This window comes from Collinsella sp. HCP28S3_E9 (genome assembly GCF_052065455.1).
Lineage (GTDB): Bacteria > Actinomycetota > Coriobacteriia > Coriobacteriales > Coriobacteriaceae > Collinsella.
Genome location: NZ_JBQHTZ010000002.1, coordinates 83,828 through 104,864 on the forward strand (window position 1 = coordinate 83,828; position 21,037 = coordinate 104,864).

19 protein-coding genes are annotated in these 21,037 nt (G+C 60.9%); all 19 read left to right on the plus strand.

Going from position 1 to position 21,037, the window contains the following annotated elements; all coding sequences use genetic code 11:
• The first annotated feature begins 4 nt into the window (after nucleotides 1–4).
• The 19 genes from ACTNA2_RS01485 (at nucleotide 5) to ACTNA2_RS01575 (ending at nucleotide 20,607) form a co-directional block, all read left to right on the plus strand.
• A complete protein-coding gene (locus ACTNA2_RS01485) occupies nucleotides 5–286 on the plus strand; it encodes a DNA-directed RNA polymerase subunit omega (RefSeq protein WP_370450597.1) in 282 nt (93 codons plus the stop codon).
• Nucleotides 287–1,531, plus strand: a complete 1,245-nt coding sequence (gene thiI / locus ACTNA2_RS01490) for a tRNA uracil 4-sulfurtransferase ThiI (protein ID WP_441048383.1) — start codon at nucleotides 287–289, stop codon at nucleotides 1,529–1,531.
• 214 nt (nucleotides 1,532–1,745) lie between these two features.
• Nucleotides 1,746–2,456, plus strand: coding sequence for a helix-hairpin-helix domain-containing protein (locus ACTNA2_RS01495; protein WP_441048384.1), 711 nt, complete (start codon nucleotides 1,746–1,748; stop codon nucleotides 2,454–2,456).
• Entirely contained in the window at nucleotides 2,453–4,756 is a 2,304-nt protein-coding gene (locus tag ACTNA2_RS01500; protein ID WP_441048385.1) for a DNA internalization-related competence protein ComEC/Rec2, read from the plus strand. The genes ACTNA2_RS01495 and ACTNA2_RS01500 overlap by 4 nt, the downstream gene beginning before the upstream one ends.
• A gap of 78 nt (nucleotides 4,757–4,834) precedes the next feature.
• The gene (gene holA, locus ACTNA2_RS01505) at nucleotides 4,835–5,797 is read left to right on the plus strand and encodes a DNA polymerase III subunit delta (RefSeq protein ID WP_441048386.1); all 963 of its coding nucleotides are present in this window, start codon (nucleotides 4,835–4,837) and stop codon (nucleotides 5,795–5,797) included.
• 133 nt (nucleotides 5,798–5,930) lie between these two features.
• A complete protein-coding gene (rpsT, locus tag ACTNA2_RS01510; RefSeq protein ID WP_022094714.1) occupies nucleotides 5,931–6,197 on the plus strand; it encodes a 30S ribosomal protein S20 in 267 nt (88 codons plus the stop codon).
• A gap of 96 nt (nucleotides 6,198–6,293) precedes the next feature.
• Nucleotides 6,294–8,105, plus strand: coding sequence for a translation elongation factor 4 (gene lepA / locus ACTNA2_RS01515; protein WP_441048387.1), 1,812 nt, complete (start codon nucleotides 6,294–6,296; stop codon nucleotides 8,103–8,105).
• Between the two features lie 4 nt (nucleotides 8,106–8,109).
• Nucleotides 8,110–9,153, plus strand: a complete 1,044-nt coding sequence (gene dusB / locus ACTNA2_RS01520; RefSeq protein ID WP_427717514.1) for a tRNA dihydrouridine synthase DusB — start codon at nucleotides 8,110–8,112, stop codon at nucleotides 9,151–9,153.
• Between the two features lie 2 nt (nucleotides 9,154–9,155).
• A complete protein-coding gene (gene hemW, locus ACTNA2_RS01525; protein WP_441048388.1) occupies nucleotides 9,156–10,388 on the plus strand; it encodes a radical SAM family heme chaperone HemW in 1,233 nt (410 codons plus the stop codon).
• A gap of 58 nt (nucleotides 10,389–10,446) precedes the next feature.
• Complete coding sequence (locus ACTNA2_RS01530; RefSeq protein WP_441048389.1) at nucleotides 10,447–11,550, plus strand: DnaJ domain-containing protein; 1,104 nt, start codon at nucleotides 10,447–10,449, stop codon at nucleotides 11,548–11,550.
• A gap of 81 nt (nucleotides 11,551–11,631) precedes the next feature.
• Nucleotides 11,632–12,780, plus strand: a complete 1,149-nt coding sequence (dnaJ, locus tag ACTNA2_RS01535; RefSeq protein WP_441048390.1) for a molecular chaperone DnaJ — start codon at nucleotides 11,632–11,634, stop codon at nucleotides 12,778–12,780.
• 9 nt (nucleotides 12,781–12,789) lie between these two features.
• Nucleotides 12,790–14,082 (plus strand): MiaB/RimO family radical SAM methylthiotransferase, encoded by a 1,293-nt coding sequence (locus ACTNA2_RS01540; protein WP_441048391.1) that lies wholly within the window; start codon nucleotides 12,790–12,792, stop codon nucleotides 14,080–14,082.
• Nucleotides 14,063–15,049: a PhoH family protein gene (locus ACTNA2_RS01545; protein WP_441015490.1), complete on the plus strand. Its 987-nt coding sequence runs from the start codon at nucleotides 14,063–14,065 to the stop codon at nucleotides 15,047–15,049. Before ACTNA2_RS01540 ends, ACTNA2_RS01545 begins: the two co-directional genes overlap by 20 nt.
• Nucleotides 15,046–15,555, plus strand: a complete 510-nt coding sequence (gene ybeY, locus ACTNA2_RS01550; protein WP_441048392.1) for an rRNA maturation RNase YbeY — start codon at nucleotides 15,046–15,048, stop codon at nucleotides 15,553–15,555. Before ACTNA2_RS01545 ends, ybeY begins: the two co-directional genes overlap by 4 nt.
• A 9-nt stretch (nucleotides 15,556–15,564) precedes the next feature.
• The gene (locus ACTNA2_RS01555) at nucleotides 15,565–15,942 is read left to right on the plus strand and encodes a diacylglycerol kinase family protein (protein ID WP_427726826.1); all 378 of its coding nucleotides are present in this window, start codon (nucleotides 15,565–15,567) and stop codon (nucleotides 15,940–15,942) included.
• Nucleotides 15,943–15,954: 12 nt separating this feature from the next.
• A complete protein-coding gene (gene era, locus ACTNA2_RS01560; protein ID WP_441048393.1) occupies nucleotides 15,955–17,028 on the plus strand; it encodes a GTPase Era in 1,074 nt (357 codons plus the stop codon).
• A 15-nt stretch (nucleotides 17,029–17,043) separates the two neighbouring features.
• Nucleotides 17,044–17,793 (plus strand): DNA repair protein RecO, encoded by a 750-nt coding sequence (recO, locus tag ACTNA2_RS01565; RefSeq protein WP_154516310.1) that lies wholly within the window; start codon nucleotides 17,044–17,046, stop codon nucleotides 17,791–17,793.
• 138 nt (nucleotides 17,794–17,931) lie between these two features.
• Entirely contained in the window at nucleotides 17,932–18,210 is a 279-nt protein-coding gene (rpsO, locus tag ACTNA2_RS01570) for a 30S ribosomal protein S15 (RefSeq protein WP_154516313.1), read from the plus strand.
• Nucleotides 18,211–18,360: 150 nt separating this feature from the next.
• Nucleotides 18,361–20,607 (plus strand): polyribonucleotide nucleotidyltransferase, encoded by a 2,247-nt coding sequence (locus ACTNA2_RS01575; protein WP_427794772.1) that lies wholly within the window; start codon nucleotides 18,361–18,363, stop codon nucleotides 20,605–20,607.
• The last annotated feature ends 430 nt before the right edge of the window (nucleotides 20,608–21,037 follow it).

The window sequence follows — 21,037 nt, forward strand, 5'->3', positions numbered from 1 at the left end:
GTCCGTGTCCGTTGTAAAGCCTTGTATTGACGATCTTCTGGAGAAGACCGATCACAACCGCTTCCTGCTCGCCTCGCTTGCCTCCAAGCGCGCCTGCGATATTAACAGCATGCTGCGTGGCCAGCACAACCGCGTGCTTGCCGTTCAGGATGTCGATGACATTACCATTGGCCTCTCCGGCGCCGATACCATCTCGATGGCTATGGACGAGATTGTCGACGGCGATATCTCCTACGACGAGGCTCGTTACAAGAAGGCGCTCGGTCACAAGGTTGCTGAAGCCTAAATGGCAGCTCGCGTCTGCCTGGTCCACTATCACGAGGTTGGACTGAAGGGCAAGAACCGCGCACATTTTGAGCATATCCTCATGGATAACATCAAGGCGGCCTTGGCCGCCTTTTCCGTGAATGCCGTGTCTCGAATTTCCGGTTATATCCTCGTGACCTTTAACGAGCATCAGGCCGACGAGGCGGCGCGTGTCATTCGCACCGTCCCCGGCGTTGCCCGCGTGTCCCTGGCATATCACACCAACCGCGACCCGCAGGAGTACTGCGCCGCCGCCGTGAAGGCGCTGCGCGAGTTTGGTCCTTTCGATTCGTTTAAGGTGCATGCCAAACGCTCTAACACCGACTACGAGCTCACCTCGATTGATATCAATCGTCAGGTTGGCGAGGTACTGTGCGAGGCCTTCCCCGATAAAAGGGTCCAGATGCACGACCCCGACGCGATGGTGCACGTACTGGTGGTCCAGGGTAGCGTTTACGTGTATGCGCGCTCCGAGCGCGGCGTGGGCGGTCTGCCGGTGGGTTCCGCCGGCAAGGTTGTGACGCTCCTGTCGTCGGGCATCGATTCTCCGGTGGCGACCTGGATGCTCGCGCGTCGCGGCGCGGTGTGCGTGCCGGTACATTTCTCCGGTCGTCCGCAGACACCCGATACGAGCGAGTATTTGGTGCAGGACATTATCCGTGCGCTTGCGCCGGGCGTCCAGATCGGCCGCCTGTACGTGGTGCCGTTTGGCGATTGCCAGCGTGAGATTTCCGTGGCCTGCCCCAGCAACCTGCGCGTGATCATGTATCGCCGCATTATGTATTCGGTTGCCGAGCGCATTGCGCATATCGAGGGCGCCAAGGCTATCGTGACCGGTGAATCGCTCGGTCAGGTTGCCTCCCAGACGCTCGAGAACATTATGGCCGTCAACGAGGCCGTCAAGATCCCCGTGTTCCGCCCGCTGATCGGTTCGGACAAGCAGGAGATCATCGCGCGTGCCGAGGAAATCGGTACCTTCGATATCTCGACCGAGGCTGCTCCCGATTGCTGCACGCTCTTTATGCCGCGCCGCCCCGAGACGCACGCAAAACTCGATGCCGTGCATGAGGCGTGGGAGCTGTTCGATCACGAGGAGATGATTGAGCGCTTGCTCAAACAGACCGAGTACATCGACTTCGAGAGCAACACGTACAAGGCCCCTAAGACCTTAAAACGTAAACATCCTCAGCTTGCTCCACGTGAGATTTACCAAGATCACGAATAATGTTGTGTATAGACCGGCGGTGCATTTGCATCGTCGGTCTATTTCTATCTGGTCATTAGGCGATAAACGGTTCATTTGTCGACGTGTATCTGAATAAATGGACACTATCCTGCAAGGTTTTGGTCAGCTTTTGGTTTGACTTCGATAACCGGTGTGGGCGTGCGGAGGCTACGGCGCTCGTTTCCTGACACGATGGTGTTGGGAGGTGTTTGCTATGGCGCAACGAGAGCAACACGAACGGGTTAAACGGATGGACCGCTGGGCAGAAAAGCTGCTCGGCCATAAGGCGATGGTCGTGGCGATTCTGATTGTCATTGCCGCCGCGAGCGGCTTGTCGATGGCAAGTTTTGGTAGCCGCTCCAGCGGCGTGTCGTTTGAGCGTAGTGATGAGGCGGGCGCCTCGGATGTGCGCGGGGCCGGGGATGGGTTACCTGATGATGCCGATGAGTCGTCTGCCAAGAGTTCTTCTGCTGCTGAGGTGTACGTCGATGTCGATGGCGCCGTTGCGAGGCCTGGCGTGTACCGGCTCAAAGACGGAGCGCGGGTGTCCCAAGCGATCGATGCCGCCGGAGGGCTCACGGCTGAGGCGGATGTGACAGGGCTTAATCGTGCGTCCAAGATCACAGATGGTCAAAAAATCTATGTTCCGATGGTGGGGGAGCAACAAGCGGCTGCGGCGGTCGGCGGGGTCGAAAGCGGTGCTGCCATGGCTCCTGGTGCGGGGTCTTCGTCGGGGCTTGTGAATATCAATACGGCAAGTGCGGCGGAACTGCAGACGCTTTCGGGCATCGGGCCTTCTACGGCCCAGTCGATTATCGATGAGCGGACTCAAAACGGGGCCTTTGCCTCGGTCGATGACCTCATGCGCGTATCGGGGATCGGTGAGAAAAAGCTCGCCAAAATTAAAGATTGCATCTGCGTATGAGTGTGTCCGAGCGCGAGCATGTGATGCCGCCGCGGCCCCTGATGCCGTGGACGATGGCCCTTTGTTCTGGTTTGTGTGCGAGCTGCGGCCTGGTACTTAACGTGGCAGCCGATTTGCTGCTGGGAGAGCGGGCAGCGCCCGTCACATTGCTTATGGCCATTCCCGTTGCGGCTGCCGCGTGCATCGTATTGGCTCGGTTTTGTATGCGTCTTGTGCGGTGGAGGCGATGGCTGTATGCCGCGTCCCTCGGCCTCCTGGCGGGAGCGGTCGTGTCCGCGGGTTGGGCGATAGGGGCGTTGCGTGCTTCGACGGCACTGGATAATCGAGCTGCGAGCAGTCTCGAGTTTGTTGTACAGGGTGATCCATCCATCAATGACGGGACGTACTCCTATACCTGTGATTCATATGCGGGTGGAAAGCGCTTGGGCGAGATACGGCTGTCGTGTGATCGTGAGCTCGGTGCCGGTTCGCATGTGCATGCTGTCGGTCGAATTTCGCGTTTTGAGAATGATGCGTATGGGCGCTCACGCGTGCTTCGGGGCGAGCTTCGAAAAGTTAAGGTCATCCGGTTGGTATCGGTTGACGAGGGCTTTCCGGGGCTGTTGCCTTGGCTGCGAAACGAGCTCCTTGCCACTATCGCGCCCGAGACCGATCCGGCGCGCTCGCTCATTGCCGGCGTTGTCTGCGGACGCTCCTCCGAGCTGCGTGCTCAGCCGGCGGGCGATTTGTTTTCGGTAACGGGCACCGCACATCTTATCGCCGTCTCGGGCAGCCATCTTGCCATCGTTGGGTTTGTGATTGAGAGCGCCCTGCAAAAGACTCGCCTCTCTCGTGGGCTGCAGAGAGGGCTGCTGGTGCTGGCCCTCGCTGCCTATGCCGTCTTTACGGGCGCTTCGCCCTCGGCCGTGCGCGCGTGCTGTATGGTGGCGGTGACGCTTGTCGTCAACGGCGCCGGACGTCGTCGGCATGGCCTTTCGGCTCTATTTTTGACCATGACAATCTTTATGTTGCTGCGGCCGACAGTATTGTTCGAGATGGGTTTTCAGCTATCGTGCGCCAGTGTTTTTGCCATCCTTTGTTTTTGCCCCTACGCTACCTACGCCTTGGGCGAGCTGGGCGTGCCATCGGGGGTTGCCAGTATTTTGTCCGTCACGCTGTGCTCGCAGATCGCGACACTTCCCGTAACCATTCCCGCATTTGGGATGTTTTCGCTCATTGCCCCGCTTGCAAATGCCGTGATCGGTCCGGTGATAAGCGTGCTGCTCGCATCTTCGGTTGTGCTGGTGCCTTGCTCGCTTGTGCCGCTCTTGCGTCACGGGGCGCTTGTGGTGCCCATGGCTATCGCTCGCTGTGCCCTGTTCTTTGAGCAGCTCTTTGCTGCCGTTCCGGGCGCATCCGTAAGCGTGCCGCCCGATACGCCCTTGGTATACGTGGTGCCTTTTTCGCTGGTGGTCCTCTTGGTCTTGTGGCCACGCCCCAGCGCGCGGCCCATGGCAGTGGGGCTGCTGTGTTTGATGCTTGCGGCGGGCGTTCCGTATGTTTATTGGGATCGATGTGCGCCGCCTTCGGTGACAGTCCTTGATGTTGGCCAGGCCGATGCGATTCTGGTTCGTCAGGGTGGCGCCGTGGCGCTCGTCGACTGTGGGCTCGACGCGCGCGTGGTGTCGGCGTTGGTTCGCAATAACGTCCACCATATCGACGCCGTCTTCGTGACGCATTGGGATGAAGACCATTGGGGCGGTCTTCCCGACGTACTCGATCGGTTTTCGGTAGGAACCATTGCGGTTGCGGCGGATGCGCTGGGCAGTGCGCCTGCTGAGGTCCTGAATCGCCCAAGCGTCACGTATCGGCAGGTGGCTCGCGGAGACACAGTCGATATCGGCGCATTTCGGGCTCGTGTGATGTGGCCGTTTGATACGGTTGACGGTGAGGGCAATGAGGACTCGCTTGTCTTGCTGCTCTCCTATGCTCAGGAAGGCAAAAGCCTGCGTATGCTCCTCACTGGTGATGCCGAGCTCGATCAGGAGCGCGAGTTTGTACAGGAGGTGGGTGATATCGATGTGCTCAAGCTGGGGCATCACGGCTCAAAAGATTCTGTCGATACAGACTTGCTGGAAACCCTTAAGCCCGAGCTCTCTATTGCGAGCGCGGGCGAGGGCAACCGCTACGGCCATCCATCCGATGCCTGCATCGATGCCGTTAGCGATGCGGGCGGCGCGTTCGCATGCACTATCGAGAGAGGCGACATTACCGTCTCGCCGACTGCGGCCGGTTTTGCCATGCGATGTCAGCGACCGTGATGCTGCCGTTGGCGCGGGACCAACCCGTGGGATAGAATGGCACGGTACGAACAGGAGAGCCTGCGGGAGGGGAGCGCGATGTCTGAAACCGGTCTGCTGCCGGCATATCTGATCGTCGGTACCGACGGAGTCAAGCGCGACCACGCCGTCTCGCGTATGAAAGCACGTCTGGAAAAGTCGGGTATGGTCGAGTTCAACCTCGACGAGCGCGACATGACCAAGGACCCCGATATCGAGTCCATTATCGGATCGCTCAACACTTTTCCCATGGGCAGCGAGTTTCGCTTGGTAATCCTTGACGGCTGCTCAAAGCTCGCCAAGGCGGTCTCGGAGCCGCTTGTCGAGTATTTAGCGAGTCCAAGCCCCACAACGGTCTGTCTCATCATCGCCGACTCGCTTGCCAAGAACACGCGCCTGTATAAGGCGATCGCCAAGATCGACAAGAAGGCCGTGATCGATTGCTCCGGCACCAAGCGCTGGGAGCTACCGCGCCGCGTGCAGCAGATGGCGACGCAGCACGGCAAGTCGATCTCGACGGCGGCCGCCGAGGAACTCGTCTCGCGTTCGGGTGAAAACACTCGCATGCTCGATAACGACTTGGCCAAGCTTGCCCAGATGGTCGATGCGCCGCAAATTGAGCTTGCCGATGTGGAACGCTGGATCGTGCGCACGGCCGAAGTTCAGCCCTGGGATTTTCTCAACGCGGTCTCGGCTCGTGATATGCGCCGCTCGCTTGAGCTCTTTGGGCTGCTACCCGCCAAGAGCTATGTGTGGACCTACACGCTGCTGTGCGGACGCATTCGCGAGCTTATCGTCGCCAAGGCGCTCGATGCGCGTGGGCAGGGTCGCGAGCTTGCCGCGACGCTCAAGCTTCAACCCTGGCAGGTTAAGAATCACCTGACCTGGGCACGCCGCTTTTCGATGGCGGAGCTCGTCGCGGCGCTCGAGGGCGCGGTCGATGTTGAGCTCGCTCTTAAGGGTTCGGCCGATTCTCAGAACGCGATTTTGCTCTGGATTACGAACATCTTGAGAAAATCGTGATGATACCTGTCTATTTGACAAATTCGTTCTATCCCTTTGAGGGGGAGCGTGCTATAGTAGGCGCTTGCATGACCTCACCGTGTCTCAGAGGTGTCATACATTTTTTGCAAGGAACTCGAAAGGAACTCCAGAAGTGGCAAACATCAAGTCTCAGAAGAAGCGTATCCGCACCAATGAGGCAGCTCGCATGCGTAACAAGGCTGTCAAGTCCGAGCTCAAGACGCTGACCAAGCACGTCCAGTCCGCCGTCGCCGAGGGCGACGCCGAGAAGGCCCAGGCTGCCCTCAAGACCGTCACTAAGCGTCTCGACATGGCTGCCGCCAAGCATGTTATCCACAAGAACCAGGCTTCCAACCGCAAGTCCGGTCTTGCCAAGCTCGTGAACAGCATCAACGCCTAAGTTGTAAATTTCACACCACATAGATTACGCGCATAAATGGAGCCTGTTTTATGGAACAGGCTCCATTTTTTGTACCGCTCGGGTAAGATAGTCCGCATGAATACTTCAATTGACATTTCCCACATCCGCAACTTCTCGATCGTTGCGCATATCGACCATGGCAAGTCCACGATCAGTGATCGTATCCTCGAGCTCACCCATACCGTCGACGAGCGCGACATGGAATCGCAGCTGCTCGACACCATGGATATCGAGCGCGAGCGCGGTATCACGATCAAGTCCAATGCCGTTCGCGTTTCCTATGACGCCGACGATGGCGAGACGTATCAGTTCAACCTGATCGATACGCCGGGCCACGTGGACTTCACCTACGAGGTCTCGCGTTCGCTTGCCGCTTGCGAGGGTGCGGTGCTCGTCGTCGACGCCACGCAGGGCGTCGAGGCGCAGACCGTCTCCAACGCGACGCTCGCCATGAACGCCAACCTGGATATCGTGCCCGCTATCAACAAGATCGACTTGCCGTCGGCACACCCCGACGAGGTTAAGACCGAGATCGAGGATGACCTTGCGATTCCTGCCGACGATGCCGTGTGCGTATCGGGCAAGACCGGCGAGGGCATCCATGATCTGCTGGAGTCCATCGTCTTTTTGATCTCACCGCCCAAGGGCGATGCGACGGCGCCGCTCAAGGCGCTCATCCTGGATTCGTATTTTGACGAGTACCGCGGTGTCGTCGCCACGGTCCGCGTCTTTGACGGCTCCATCAAGAAGGGCGATACCCTGCGCATGATGCAGGCCGAGGGCGACTTTTTGGTCGATGGCGTGGGCGTCAAGCGTCCCGCCGAGACTCCGGTCGACTCGCTGACGGTCGGTGAGGTGGGCTACGTGGTCACGGGCCTGAAGGACCCTGAGGCCGTTCGCGTGGGCGATACCCTCACGTGGGCGTCGAATCCCTGCCCTGAGCCGCTTCCCGGTTACCGTGAGGCCAAGCCCATGGTCTACACGGGCTTGTTCCCGATCGACAACAAGGATTATGAGAACCTGCGTGACGCTCTCGATAAGCTGCATGTCAACGACCCGTCGTTGGTGTGGGAGCCCGAGACCTCGGTGGCGCTCGGCTTTGGCTTCCGCGTTGGCTTCTTGGGCCTGCTGCATATGGAGGTCGTCAAGGAGCGCCTGGAGCGCGAGTTCAACCTGGACCTCATCGCCACGAGCCCTTCGGTGGACTACCACGTCTACAAGACCGACGGCGAGATGCTTGATGTCCGCAGCCCGCAGGATCTGCCCGAGGCTACGCGCATCGAGCGCATTGAGGAGCCCTACCTCAAGGCCAAGATTATCTGCCCGCCCGAGTATACGGGAGCCGTCATGCAGCTCGCTATCGAGCACCGCGGCATTACGACCGACATGATCCACCTCACGAGCAAATCGGTCGAGATGCGCTTCGACATGCCGCTCGCCGAACTCATCCTGGACTTCTTTGACCAGCTCAAGAGCCGCACCAAGGGCTATGCGTCGCTCGATTATGAGTTCAACGAGTATCGTCCCTCCGAGCTCGTCAAGCTCGATATCCTGCTTTCGGGCGACGAGGTGGACGCGCTTTCGTTTATCGTGCACAAGGACAAGGCCTATGGCCTGGCCCGCGGGTTGTGCGACAAGCTTAAGGAAATTATTCCGCGCCAGCTGTTCGAGGTGCCCATTCAGGGTGCCATCGGCAACAAGATCATTGCCCGCTCGACCGTCAAGGCGCGCCGCAAGGACGTTTTGGCCAAGTGCTATGGCGGCGATATCTCGCGTAAGCGCAAGCTGCTCGAGAAGCAGAAAGAGGGCAAGAAGCGCATGAAGGCCATCGGTTCGGTCGAGGTCCCGCAAGAGGCCTTTATGGCTATCCTCAAGGTGGACGAGTAGTTCCATGGCGCTTTCCGAATACAGTACGCGGCTGCTGGGTGCCTATGCCGAGCAGCCGTTCCTTATGGCTCCCATGGCCGGCGTGACCGATCCCGCCTATCGCATCATGTGCCGCCGCCGCGGCGCCAATCTTGCCTACAGCGAGATGGTGAGCGTGGCGGGCCTTGCCTATGCCAGCAATAAGACGTGGCGCCTGGTGCTGCCGGCAGACGAGGAGCGGCAGATCTGCGTGCAGCTCTTTGGCTCCAAGCCCGATCAATTTGCGAGCGCCGTCGCTGCCGTCGAGGAGCGTGTGGGCGATCGCCTGTCGCTGATCGATATCAACATGGCCTGCCCGGCTCGCAAGGTCGTCACCAAAGGCGAGGGCTCGGCGCTCATGCGCACGCCCGAGCTGGCCGAGAAGATCGTCGAGGCGGCGGTGGGAGCGGCGCACGTGCCCGTGACCGTTAAGATTCGCAAAGGCTTTTATGCCGAAGATCGCAATGCCGCGACGTTTGCCCAGATGCTCGAGGGGGCGGGCGCCGCTGCTGTGGCGGTGCATGGTCGCTGTGCCACGCAGCTCTATACGGGTCAGGCCGATTGGTCGGTCGTCGATGAGGTGGCCGATGCCGTCGAGATTCCCGTCATCGGTTCGGGCGACGTGTTCTCGGCCGAGGATGCCGCGGAGCATCTGCGCAACTCGGGTGCCAGCGCGGTGTTTATCGCACGCGGTATCTACGGTAATCCCTGGGTCTTTGGTGATGCTCGCGCCCTTGCGCTCAATGGCGTACCGGTGCCGGTGCGCAGCTCTGTCGAGCGCCTGGACGCCCTGCGCGAGCATCTCACACTGACGCATGAGCTTCTGCCGCTCATGTCGCGTGCCCGTACGTACGCGAGTTGGTATCTAAAGGGCATGCCCCATGCCGCCGCCTGGCGTGCCCAGGTGGTGCGTTGCTCCACATATGAGGAGTTCATGGCATTGGTCGATGATATCGAGCGCGATGTGGTGGCCTGCGAGGCCGCGCTTGCCGCTGGCGAGTCGGTGCCCGCTCATCCGCTGGAGGCCTAACGGTGGCCGTTACCGCGCTGTACGTGCATGTGCCGTTTTGCGCTCAAAAGTGTCGGTACTGCGACTTTGACTCACGCGGTTTTGCTCCGTGCGACCTGAGCGCAGCGCTCGATGCCTATTTTGAGCAGCTGTATGCGCGCCTTGATGCCTTTGGAGACACCGGGGCGCTTGCACAGGTCCGCACCGTCTATGTTGGCGGCGGCACACCGTCGCTGGCGGGAGAGCGTCTGGTGGAGCTTGCCCGGCGTATTTGCATGTGGTGCAAGCCCGTTGAGTTTACCTGCGAGGCTAATCCTGAGTCGCTGACCGCCGAGCTTGCCGCTGCGCTTGCCAAGGTTGGTGTCACACGCGTCTCTCTGGGCGTGCAAACGCTCGATAATGCCGAACTTACCGCCATCGGCCGCATTCACGATGCCGATCGGGCGCTCGCTGCCATCACGATCGTTAAGGACGCTGGGCTCGACGTGTCGTGCGACCTTATGTGCGGCCTTCCCGGGCAGACCGCAGCGAGTTGGAAGCGCACGCTCGATGGCGTGCTGACGGCGCCGCCGCATCATGTGTCGGTGTACCCGCTCACGCTCGAGGAAGGCACGCCGCTCTACCGCATGGCGTTTTACGACGAGTCGCTCGAGCCCGACGAGGATTTTCAGGCTGCGTGCATGGAAGCGGCGCGCGAGCGTCTGGGCGCGGCCGGCTATCACCCGTATGAGGTGGCAAGCTATGCACTCGACGGACATGAGTGCTCGCATAACATCGCCTATTGGACCGGACGGGGCTATCTGGGCCTGGGTCGCTCTGCCGCCGGTATGCTCGACGCCGAGGATTTCGATCGCTTGGCCGGGCTTTATCCCGACGTGCCCGGTCGCGGCGATGCGTATCGCGTGCGTCTGGTGCAACGCGACGATGCCGCGACGACGTTTGATGCCGAGTATCTGTCGCGGCGCGAGGCGGCGGCGGAGGATTTGATGCTTGCCTGCCGCATGACGCGTGGCATTGGGCCCGACCTGTTGGTTCGCTCGGCAAGCGTGATTCCTGCAGACGAGCTGGCGGCGTCCTGTGACCGTGCGCTCGAGTTGGGCCTTGCCACCTGGGTACCCGATGATGTCGGGGGGCATGCGGGGCGCATCACCTCAAAAGATGTTGTAGCAGGTCGCGCCCGCGCCCGTTTAGCGCCCACCCACTTGGGCTGGCTCGATGGAAATATGCTGTTCGAGCTGTTTTGGGGTCTAGCTTAGGCCGCTCGGGTAGAATTACCGCAATATATACGCTGCTGTGAGCAGGAGGTTGCCGCGCATGGCGACGATGAACGAAAAAGATTACTACGAGATCTTGGGTGTCTCCAAGGACGCCACCTCGCGTGATATCCAGAAGGCCTTTCAGCAAAAGGCCCGCAAGCTCCATCCGGATGTCAACAAAGAGCCGGATGCCGAGGAAAAGTTTAAAGAGGTTTCCGAGGCCTATGCCGTGCTTTCGGACGAGCAGAAGCGTGCGCGCTATGATGCCATGCGCTCGGGCAATCCCTTCGCCGGCGCTCCTTCTGCTTCGCCCTATGGCGGCGGCTACGCCGGCAGCGCGGGCTATGGCAATCCCTTTGAGGGCGGCTTTCCCTTTGGTGGCGCCTGGGGCCAGCAGCGTCGCAGCCAGGCTGCCTATAATCCCGAGAACGGCGCCAACGTGGTCGTCGATATTAAGCTCGACGCCAAGGAGGCCAAGGGCGGTGCCCGCAAGACCGTCCGCTATACGCGCTTCGATACCTGTGGTCATTGCGGAGGCTCGGGCTCTATCTCGTCCGAGCATGCACATACCTGTCCGAGCTGCGGCGGTCGCGGCCACATCGACGTCGACCTGTCCTTCCTGTTTGGTGCCGGCACGTTCCAGTCGGTCTGCCCCGAGTGCGGCGGTTCCGGTAAGGTCGTCGCCGACCCCTGCCCCGATTGCGGTGGCAGCGGACGGACCCGTGTGACCTCCGAGCAGACGATTGAGTTTCCCGCCGGCACGCATGATGGCGACGAGGTCCATATTGACGGCATGGGTCACGCCGGCACCAACGGTGCCTCGGGCGGCGATTTGGTCGGGCGCGCCCATGTCGAGGCCGAACGCCTGGAGGGCAAGGCTCGTACCGGTTTTTACCTGATGGGCATCGTGGCGCCTTTTTTGGTGCTGTCGGCCATCTCGGGCGTGTTCTCGGCCTTTGCCATGATGTGCTTTGTTCCGTTTGCCATGGGCTTGTTCATGGTGCTCTCGGACGGCGTGCTTCACCGCAGCCTGCTGTGGTGGAAGCGCGGCGCGATGCAGTTTGCCAACGGTTTTGCCAACGGATTTATGTTTGCTCTCGTGTCGGTTTGGTTTGCGAGCTGCTCGCAACGTGCCATGCTTTCGCCCTACGCAATGCAATAACATCAAACCCTTTGTTTGCGGTCGGCCCAGCTTGGGTATAGGACGCACTGTGACAATAATGAAAGTCGGAAGGATTCGGTCGTGTCGGAAAATAGGGATTACTACGAGGTACTTGGCGTCGACAAGGATGCCGACGCGCGGACGATTAAGCGCGCGTTTCTAAAGAAGGCCCGTATCGTACACCCGGACGTTTCGGACGACCCCGATGCCGAGGCCAAGTTCAAAGAGCTCAACGAGGCATATTCCGTTCTTTCCGACGAGCAGAAGCGTGCAAACTACGATCGCTACGGTTCGCCCGACGGCCCCGGTGGCTCCGGCTATGTCGACATTAACGATATCTTTGGCGGCATGGGCATGGACGACCTCTTTTCGTCGTTCTTTGGCGGCGGTGCCGGCGGTGGCGCCCGAAATCGCCGCGAGCGTCGTCGCGGCCGCGATATGGCCATCTCCCTTTCGGTGACCCTTGAGGAGGCGGCGCTCGGTTGCAAAAAGACGATCAGCTATGACCGCCTTGCCCCCTGTGATGATTGCAATGGCACCGGAAGGGCCGAGGGTGCGGCTGAAAAGCAGTGCAGCCGTTGCCACGGCACGGGCTATGTCACAACGGTCCAGCGCTCGTTCCTGGGTCAGGTTCAGTCCTCTTCGCCCTGCCCCGACTGCCATGGCGAAGGCACGGTCATCGACCATCCCTGCGAGACCTGCGACGGTCAGGGCCGCACGCCTTCGCATGAAAAGATCGACATCGATATCCCTGCCGGCGTCTCGACCGGTCGCCAGCTGCGCGTGAGCGGCTTTGGCGAGGCAGGCCTTCGTGGTGAACCCTCGGGCGACCTGATCGTCAACGTGCGCCTCGCCGACCACGAGCGTTTTAAACGCAACGGCGACGACCTGTACCTCGTGAGCGATATCTCGATTGCGCAGGCTGCACTCGGCTGCGAGATTAAGGTTGAGGGCATTTTACCCGACGAGGTCGTCAAGGTGTGCGTCCCCGCCGGTACGCAGTACGGCGACACCGTGAGTGTCAACAACTACGGTATGCCCCGTATCGGCGGTGGCGGCTCGCGTGGACGCTTGATCGTTCAGCTGCGCGTGCTCGTCCCCACGAACCTTTCCGCCAAGCAGCGCGAGCTGCTCGAGGCTTTCGCCGCCGAGTCGGGCGACGATGTCGCTTCCGGCAAGAAATCGGTGACCGATCGCATTAAGAGCGCTCTCGACGACATCCTCGATTAAGGAGCCCGCGTGCTCGCACCTCATATCTCTGTTGTCAACCTCGGCTGCCGTGTCAACCGGGTTGAGTCCGACCGTATCACTGCCGATCTTATGCGCCTGGGTTTTGCAATGGTGGAGCCTCAGGATGCGGAGCTGATCGTCATTAACACCTGTGCCGTTACGGGCGAGGCCGAGGCCAAGACCCGTAAGGCCGTCCGCCATGCGCTGGCTCATCCAAAAGAGCCCTATGTGGTCGTGACCGGGTGCGTTGTCAATTTGCACCCCGAGGAGCTTCTGGAGCTTTCGGACCGCGTGATCGCGGAGCCGTCTAAGATCGATGTCGCCGAACGCGTCTGCGAGGTGCTGGGCGTTGAGTCCGATAGCGTGGCCGCCTGCAGCGACGGCGACGTGGTCGACGCGCTCGGTCGCTCGCGTCTGGGTGTGAAGATCCAGGACGGCTGCAACCATCGTTGCACCTATTGCATTGTGTGGAAGGCCCGCGGCCCCGAGCGCTCCGTGCCGGTCGAGTCTGTGCTCGAACAAGTTCGTGAGGCTCAGGAGGCCGGCGTGCCCGAGGTGGTGCTGACGGGCGTGAACCTGGGCGCCTACGATGGCAAGAGTGCGACCGATGAACACGTCGAGATCGACGAGCTGCTCGAGGCCATCATGGAGCGTACGTCTATTCCTCATGTGCGCATTTCCTCGGTCGAGCCCATGGATATCTCCGAGCCCCTGCTTAAGGTCATGGCGCGCTATCCGCAGCGCATCGCCCCGTTTTTGCACCTACCCGTGCAGTCTGGCTGCACGGCGACCCTGCATCGCATGGGCCGTCCCTATAGCGCCGAGGCATTTGAGGAGACGGTGCGTATGATCCGCGCCAACTTGCCTCAGGCGTCCCTTTCGTGCGACGTCATCGTCGGTTTTCCCGGCGAGACGAACGAGGAATTTGAGGAGTCGCTGGCGTTGTGCCGTCGCGTGGGCTTTTCGCGCATGCATGTCTTCCGCTATAGCAAGCGTCCCGGTACCCTTGCTGCCGATATGCCCGACCAGGTGCCGCCCGAGGTTATGGCTGAGCGCAGCCGTCGTATGCGAGCCGCGGCGCAGGAACTCGCCATTGCCGACGCCCGCCGTCGCGTGGGCACCGTCGAGCGTGCCGTGCTCGAGTGTGGCGACAACCTGACGCTCGGTTCGTTCCATCATGCCCGTCTTGACGATACCTGCGGACTCACAGCCCCGTGCCTGCTCGATGTTGCTATCATCGGAGTCGATGATTCCGGCTTGGTCCATGCACGCAGGGAGGTTCATGGAAGCCTCGAAGATTAGACTTACCGTTCCCGATGGAATTGATCCCTCGCGCGTTTTGGGTGCCGGCGACGGCGTCCTTCGTGCGCTCGAGAGCTTGGTTCGCGCCCACGTGGTCGCCCGTGGCGACCGTATCGCCGTGTGCGGTGACCCGGACGAGGTCGAGCTCGTGGCGCGCTTTTTCGAGCATGCTTTTCGCGAGGCTGCCGCCGGACGGACGCTGTCTGTCGACGATGTCTCTCGCTGCCTGGCCGTCTTGCGCGACGGTGAGTACGGGGCTACGTCGCTTCGCGATGATGTGCTGCTGTCGTATCGAGGTCGTGCCATTCGCCCCAAGACGCTCGGTCAAAAGCGCTATGTGGATGCCATCCGCTCGCATACCATCACGTTTGGCTTGGGTCCTGCCGGTACCGGTAAGACCTATCTGGCCATGGCGCTTGCCGTTGCCGCGCTCAAGCGTCACGAGGTGGGCCGTCTGATCTTGACGCGTCCGGTTGTCGAGGCGGGGGAGAACTTGGGCTTTTTGCCCGGTACCCTCGAGGAAAAGATCGATCCCTACATGCGTCCGCTCTACGACGCCCTTTTTGACATGATGGATCGCGAGCGCACCGATGAGCTTATGGAGCGTGGCGTGATCGAGATCGCCCCGCTTGCCTACATGCGCGGTCGTACGCTGAGCGATGCCTTCGTGGTGCTCGACGAGGCTCAAAATACCACGCCCGAGCAGATGAAGATGTTCCTGACGCGCTTGGGCTTTAACTCCAAGTTTGTGATTACCGGTGACCTGAGCCAGCGTGACTTGGTAGGTCGTCGCGGCGGTCTTGCCGACGTTGAGCAGATTTTGGGTCGTGTCGACGATGTTGCGTTTTCGCACCTCGAGCGTGCCGACGTGGTGCGTCACGCCTTGGTGGGGCGAATCGTCGAGGCATATGATGCTTATGATGACGTGCGCGAGAAACGCGTGCGCGACCGAAAGGAGTCCCGTTGAGTGTATTGATCAGCAACGATGCCGAGCTCGATACGCTGCTTGACGCGCAGGAGGTAGAGCACATCTGCGAGGTCGTGCTTGCTGCCGAGGGCGTTGAGCGAAAAGTCGAGATTTCCCTTTCGTATATCGATGAGGATGAGATGCGCGAGCTCAACCACGAGTGGCGCGGTATCGACCGTACCACCGATGTCCTCTCGTTCGAATGCGACTCGGTCTTTGACGAGGATATCCCAGCCGACGAGACGCTCGAGCTCGGCGATATCATCTTGGCCCCGCAGGTCATTGCCCGTCAGGCCCCCGGCTTTGGCAATAGCCCTGCCGATGAGTGCCGCCTGATGCTCGTGCATGGCATGTTGCATTTACTGGGCTACGATCATATCGAGGACGACGAGGCCGAGGTCATGGAGGCCCGCGAGGACGCCATCCTGCGCGATCTGGCGCTCGAGCGCGGCGAGGACCCCAAGCTGGTTCACGTCGGCCCCATCACCAACCATGCCCACGACTAGGAGCCGTCTATGATTCCCGGATCGAACAAGGACCATCCGTCCTTTTTAAAGTCGTTCTCCTACGCCATGGAGGGCTTCGTTACCGCCGTCAAGACCGAGCGTAACATTAAGGTCATGCTCGTGGCGGGTGTGTGCACTGTCATTGCCGGCTGCATCGTGGGGCTCGACATTGCCGAGTGGGCTACGATTATCATTTGCTGCGGCCTGGTGATTCACGGCGAGCTGTGCAACACCGCCATGGAGGCGATTGTCGATTTGGCGACCCAGGAGTTCCATCCGCTGGCAAAGCGTGCAAAGGATATCGCCGCCGCCTCCGTATACGTTCTTTCCATCACCGCCGCGATTGTGGGCTTGTTGGTATTTGCCCACGCGCTCGGCTTTATTTAGAAAGGGATTTTCATGTCCGACAATATGCAGCCTATCGATGAAACGCTGGACGACGAGCCCCTGGATGCTGTGGATGCCGAAGCGACTGAGGCTTGCGAGGTCGAGGAGTTCGACCCGTTTGAGGGCATGAGTGACGAGGAGCTCGACGCCCTGTGCGACGAGGGCGACAGCCTCGCGGGCTTTGGCGACGTTGAGCCCGGTTTTCGCAGCGGCTTCGTGGCCCTGGTCGGCCGCCCCAACGCCGGTAAGTCCACGCTGCTCAACGCCTGCTATGGCAAAAAGGTCGCCATCACCTCGCCGGTGGCCCAGACGACCCGCCGTCGCATGCGCGCCGTCGTCAATCGCCCCGGTTACCAGCTGGTTTTTGTCGATACCCCGGGTATCCACAAGCCCAAGGACGGTCTGGGGTCCGAGCTCAACAAGAGCGCGCTGTTCGAGCTAAACGATGTCGATGTCGTCGCGTTTTTAATTGATGCCACCAAACCGATCGGCAGGGGAGACGCCTGGGTTGCCGAGCGCGTCAGATGCGCCCGTTCCAAGAAGGTCCTGGTGCTCACCAAGGCCGATGAAGCCGATCCCGCACAGGTCATGGAGCAGCTTAAGGCCGCCCACGAGCTTATGGAATATGACGATGAGATCGTGACGTCGTCGGTCAAGAACTTTAACGTCGATGCCTTCATCGAGACCGTTGCGCACTTTTTGCCCGAGGGCCCGCGTTGGTTCCCCGAGGACATGGGTACCGACGCTTCCGACGAGACGCTCGTTGCCGAGTTTGTGCGCGAGAAGGTCTTGCGCCGCACCCGTGATGAGATTCCGCACTCCGTTGGCGTAATCTGCGATGCGCTCGAACAGACCAAGAAGGTGCTGCGCGTGCATGCCACCATTTACGTTGAGCGCGAGGGCCAAAAGGGCATCATCATCGGTAAGGGCGGCGAGATGATCAAGCATATCGGCATCGACGCCCGTCGCGATCTTGAACGCATCTTTGGCACGCAGGTCTTTTTGGAGCTGGACGTGAAGGTAAAGGCCGGCTGGCGTGACGACGAGGCCCAGATTCGCCGTTTTGGCTACAACGCCGAGGACTAAGGGCGCGCGGCGCTCATGGCAGGCTCACGGACATATCGCACAAAGGTACTCGTCCTCGATAAGACCAAGCTCAAGGAGACCGATCTGATCTTGACGATGCTTGATGAGCGGGGTCGGCAGGTCCGTGCCGTGGCAAAGGGCGCGCGCAAACCCGGCGGGCGCCTGGCGGCGCGCTGCGAGCTGTTCTGTACCGTCGATATGCTGCTCGCGCACGGACGGTCGCTCGACGTGGTTTCCCAGGCCGAGCTTATGGAGGCGCCGCTCGGCGCCGCGCCCGATTACGAGACGACCTGCGCCGCAAGCGCGATCGCCGAGGTCGCGCGCGTGTGCTCGTTCGAGGACGCTGAGGACCCGTTTACCTTTGCCATTACGCAGCGAGCACTTGCCCTGGTGGGCAGCAGGCTCGATACGGCACATATGGATCTGCTTGTGGCGGCATATGTCTTTAAGCTGCTGTCGCACGTTGGCTATCGACCCGATTTTTCGGCCTGCGTACTGTGCGGAGACCCCATGCTGTCGTATTTTTCGCCCCAGGCGGGCGGGCTCATGTGCGGGTCGTGCGCGTCGAGCGTTCCGGGTGCCGAGCTGGTGTCGACCGGCGAGGTCGCATGGCTGCGCGCCCTCATGTCCATGACCTTCGATGCGCTCATGGCCGAGAGGGTCGATCCCCATACTGCCGCCTTTTTGCTGGGGCTTTCGCATGTTTGGGCTGCGACGCACACCGATCAGCGTCTTCGCGCGATGGAATTCATGTTGGGTCGGTGATGATGGGCATACGCGGTCCGCTTGTGGTAACATACCGACCTGTTGGTACCTCGACCTTGGATGCTCGCTCCACCGGCGGCTTCCCAGTCCGAGGCGAATAGAGTCGCCCGCGGGCGACGCGAAACGAAAGGTGAAACAATGACTGTTTCCAAAGAGCGCAAGGCGGAGCTGACTGCCCAGTTCGGTAACACCCCGGTCGACACCGGCAACCCCAAGGTTCAGGTCGCCATCCTGACCGAGCGCATCAAGGAGCTGACCGAGCACATGAAGTCCCACCAGAAGGACTTCCACACCCGTCGTGGTCTGCTCATGCTCGTCGGTCGCCGTCGTCGTCTTCTCTCCTACATCAAGAAGAACGACGTCGTCGAGTATCGTGAGCTCATCAAGGCTCTGGGCATCCGCGACAATATCCAGTAAGGATTTGTACATGCTAAGAGCGTCCTGCGCAGCGGGGCGCTCTTTTTGTGTAAGGGCGTGAACAATCACGCTCTGAAGCGTGGCGGGGGCAGGGGGCCCGCGTCACATGAGAAGCCCGCAGGCAAGGGGCCTGCGGGGTAAAGGAGAACAATGACACTCGTATCCAAGACCTTTGAGCTGTACGGCAAGACCTACACCTTTGAGTCGGGCGAACTTGCCAAGCAGGCCACCGGCGCCTGTCTGGTCAAGCAGGGCGACACCACGATGCTCGACACCGTGGTCGTCTCCAAGGAGCGCAAGAACTACGACTTCTTTCCGCTGACCGTCGACTTCAACGAGAAGATGTACGCTGCCGGCCGTATCCCGGGTGGCTACCTCAAGCGCGAGGGCCGTCCCAGCGAGAAGGCCACGCTCACGGCCCGCATGATCGACCGTCCTATTCGCCCGAGCTTCCCGGACGGCTTCCGCAACGAGGTGCACATCGTCGCCACCTCGCTCGTTGCCGACCAGGTCAACCCCTTCGACGTCATCAACGTCATGGGTGCCTCCCTGGCCATGACGCTCGGCGGCGTGCCCTTCGAGGGCCCGCTTGCGTGCGTGCGCATCGGCCGCAACGTGGAGACCGGCGAGTTTATCGTCAACCCCACCTATGAGGAGCGCGAGAACTCCGATCTGGACTTGGAGCTGGGCGGCTCTGCCGACTTCATCTCGATGGTCGAGGCCGGCGCCGATGAGATCTCCGAGGACGATATGCTCGCCGCCATGAAGTTTGGCCAGGAGGCCCTCGCTGCCTTCTGCCAGGCTCAGGACGAGTTCGTTGCCGAGTGGGAGCAGGTCAACGGCGCTATCGTCAAGAAGGAGTACCCGCTTGACCAGCCTGTCGAGGAGGTCCAGGAGCGCATCTTCGCCCACTACGACGAGATGGCAGCCGCCCTTCGCGACGCCGACAAGCTCTCCCGTATCGGCAAGGTCGAGGCTCTGAAGGAGTCCATCCGTGCCGAGTTCACCGAGGAGGAGCAGGCCGCTTGGGAGCGCGAGATCCCCGTGGCACTCAAGAAGCTCGAGAAGAAGGCCATGCGCACCATGGTCGTCGAGACCGGTGAGCGCGTCGACGGCCGTGCCGCCGATGAGATCCGCCCCATTATGGTGAAGGACAACTACCTGCCGCTCGTTCATGGCTCCGGCCTGTTCCAGCGCGGCCAGACCCAGGTGCTCTCCGTCCTGTCGCTCGGCATGCTCAACGAGGGCCAGCGTCTGGATACCATCGAGCCCACCGAGGGCAAGCGCTACATGCACCACTACAACTTCCCGCCGTTCTGCACCGGCGAGACCGGCCGCATGGGTAGCCCCAAGCGCCGCGAGATCGGCCACGGCAACCTGGCCGAGCGCGCCCTGCTTCCGGTGCTCCCCGACGAGAACGAGTTCCCCTACGCCATCCGCGTGGTCTCCGAGGTCATGGAGTCCAACGGCTCCTCTTCGATGGCTTCGACCTGCGGCTCCACGCTCGCCCTTATGGACGGCGGCGTGCCCATTAAGCGCCCGGTCTCCGGTATCGCCATGGGCCTGATCCAGGAGGAGGGCAAGACCGTGGTCCTGTCTGACATCCAGGGTCTTGAGGACTTCCTGGGCGATATGGACTTTAAGGTCACCGGCACCACCGAGGGCATTACCGCTCTGCAGATGGACAACAAGGCCACCGGCCTTACCTTCGACATCCTGGCCCGCGCCCTGCAGCAGGCCAAGGAGGGTCGCGCCTTCATTCTGCAGAAGATGCTCGATGTGATCCCCGAGCCGCGCCACACCACGCGCAGCACCGCTCCGCGCATCGTCTCCATCCAGGTTCCGACCGACAAGATCCGCGACGTCATCGGTTCCGGCGGCAAGGTCATCCGCGGCATCCAAGACGAGACCGGTGCTTTGGTCGACATCCAGGAGGACGGCACTGTCTTTGTCGGTGGCACCGGCGAGTCCGTCGACCAGGCTGTCGAGCGCATTAAGCTCATCATCAAGGTTCCCGAGCCGGGCGAGGAGTACACCGGTCGCGTGGTCTCCATCCAGCCCTTTGGCGCCTTTGTCAACCTGCTGCCCGGTAAGGACGGCCTGCTGCACATTTCCCGCGTCGCCAAGGGCCGCGTGGAGAAGGTCGAGGACGTCCTCAACGTGGGCGACGAGGTTAAGGTTGTCGTCATCGAGGTCGACGATCGCGGCAAGATCTCGCTCGATCGTCTGGATAAGCCCGAGGCCCCGGCTCGTGCCGAGGGTGCCTCCGAGGGCGACGGTGAGCACTTCCAGCGCCGTGAGCGTCCGCGTCGCGAGCGCTCCGAGCGCAGCGACCGTCCGCGCCGTCCCGGTGACAACGGAGGCCGTAAGCCCCGCCGTCACCACGACGCCGAGTAACAGCTACACATAAGCGGCTCAACAAGGGCGACTCCGGACAGGGGTCGCCCTTTTGCTATTCCCGGCGGGGTCCGCGGGTATAGTTTCCTGCTCTACAGTCCTGCTCGCACGGAGAGCACATTAAGTGCTCTCCGGCTCGTGCGGAACTCGCGATAAACTTTACCCGCGGCCCCCGCCGGGAATAGCAAAAGGGCTGGTGGGTGCGGGTTTCGATTTTGTCAGATAGTCTATTCAGTTATCTGAATTCAGATCTTTAGATAATCGCATGTGCGGCATTACCCCAGATAAAACCGACCAAAATAAACCTGTCCCTTTTTGGCAGGTCTGGGGCCATCGGGGGCCGGGGCGAGTTAAGTTTGTCGCGAGTTCCGCACGCAAAGGAAAGCACTTAATGTGCTTTCCGTCTTGCGCAGGACTGTAGAGCAGCAAA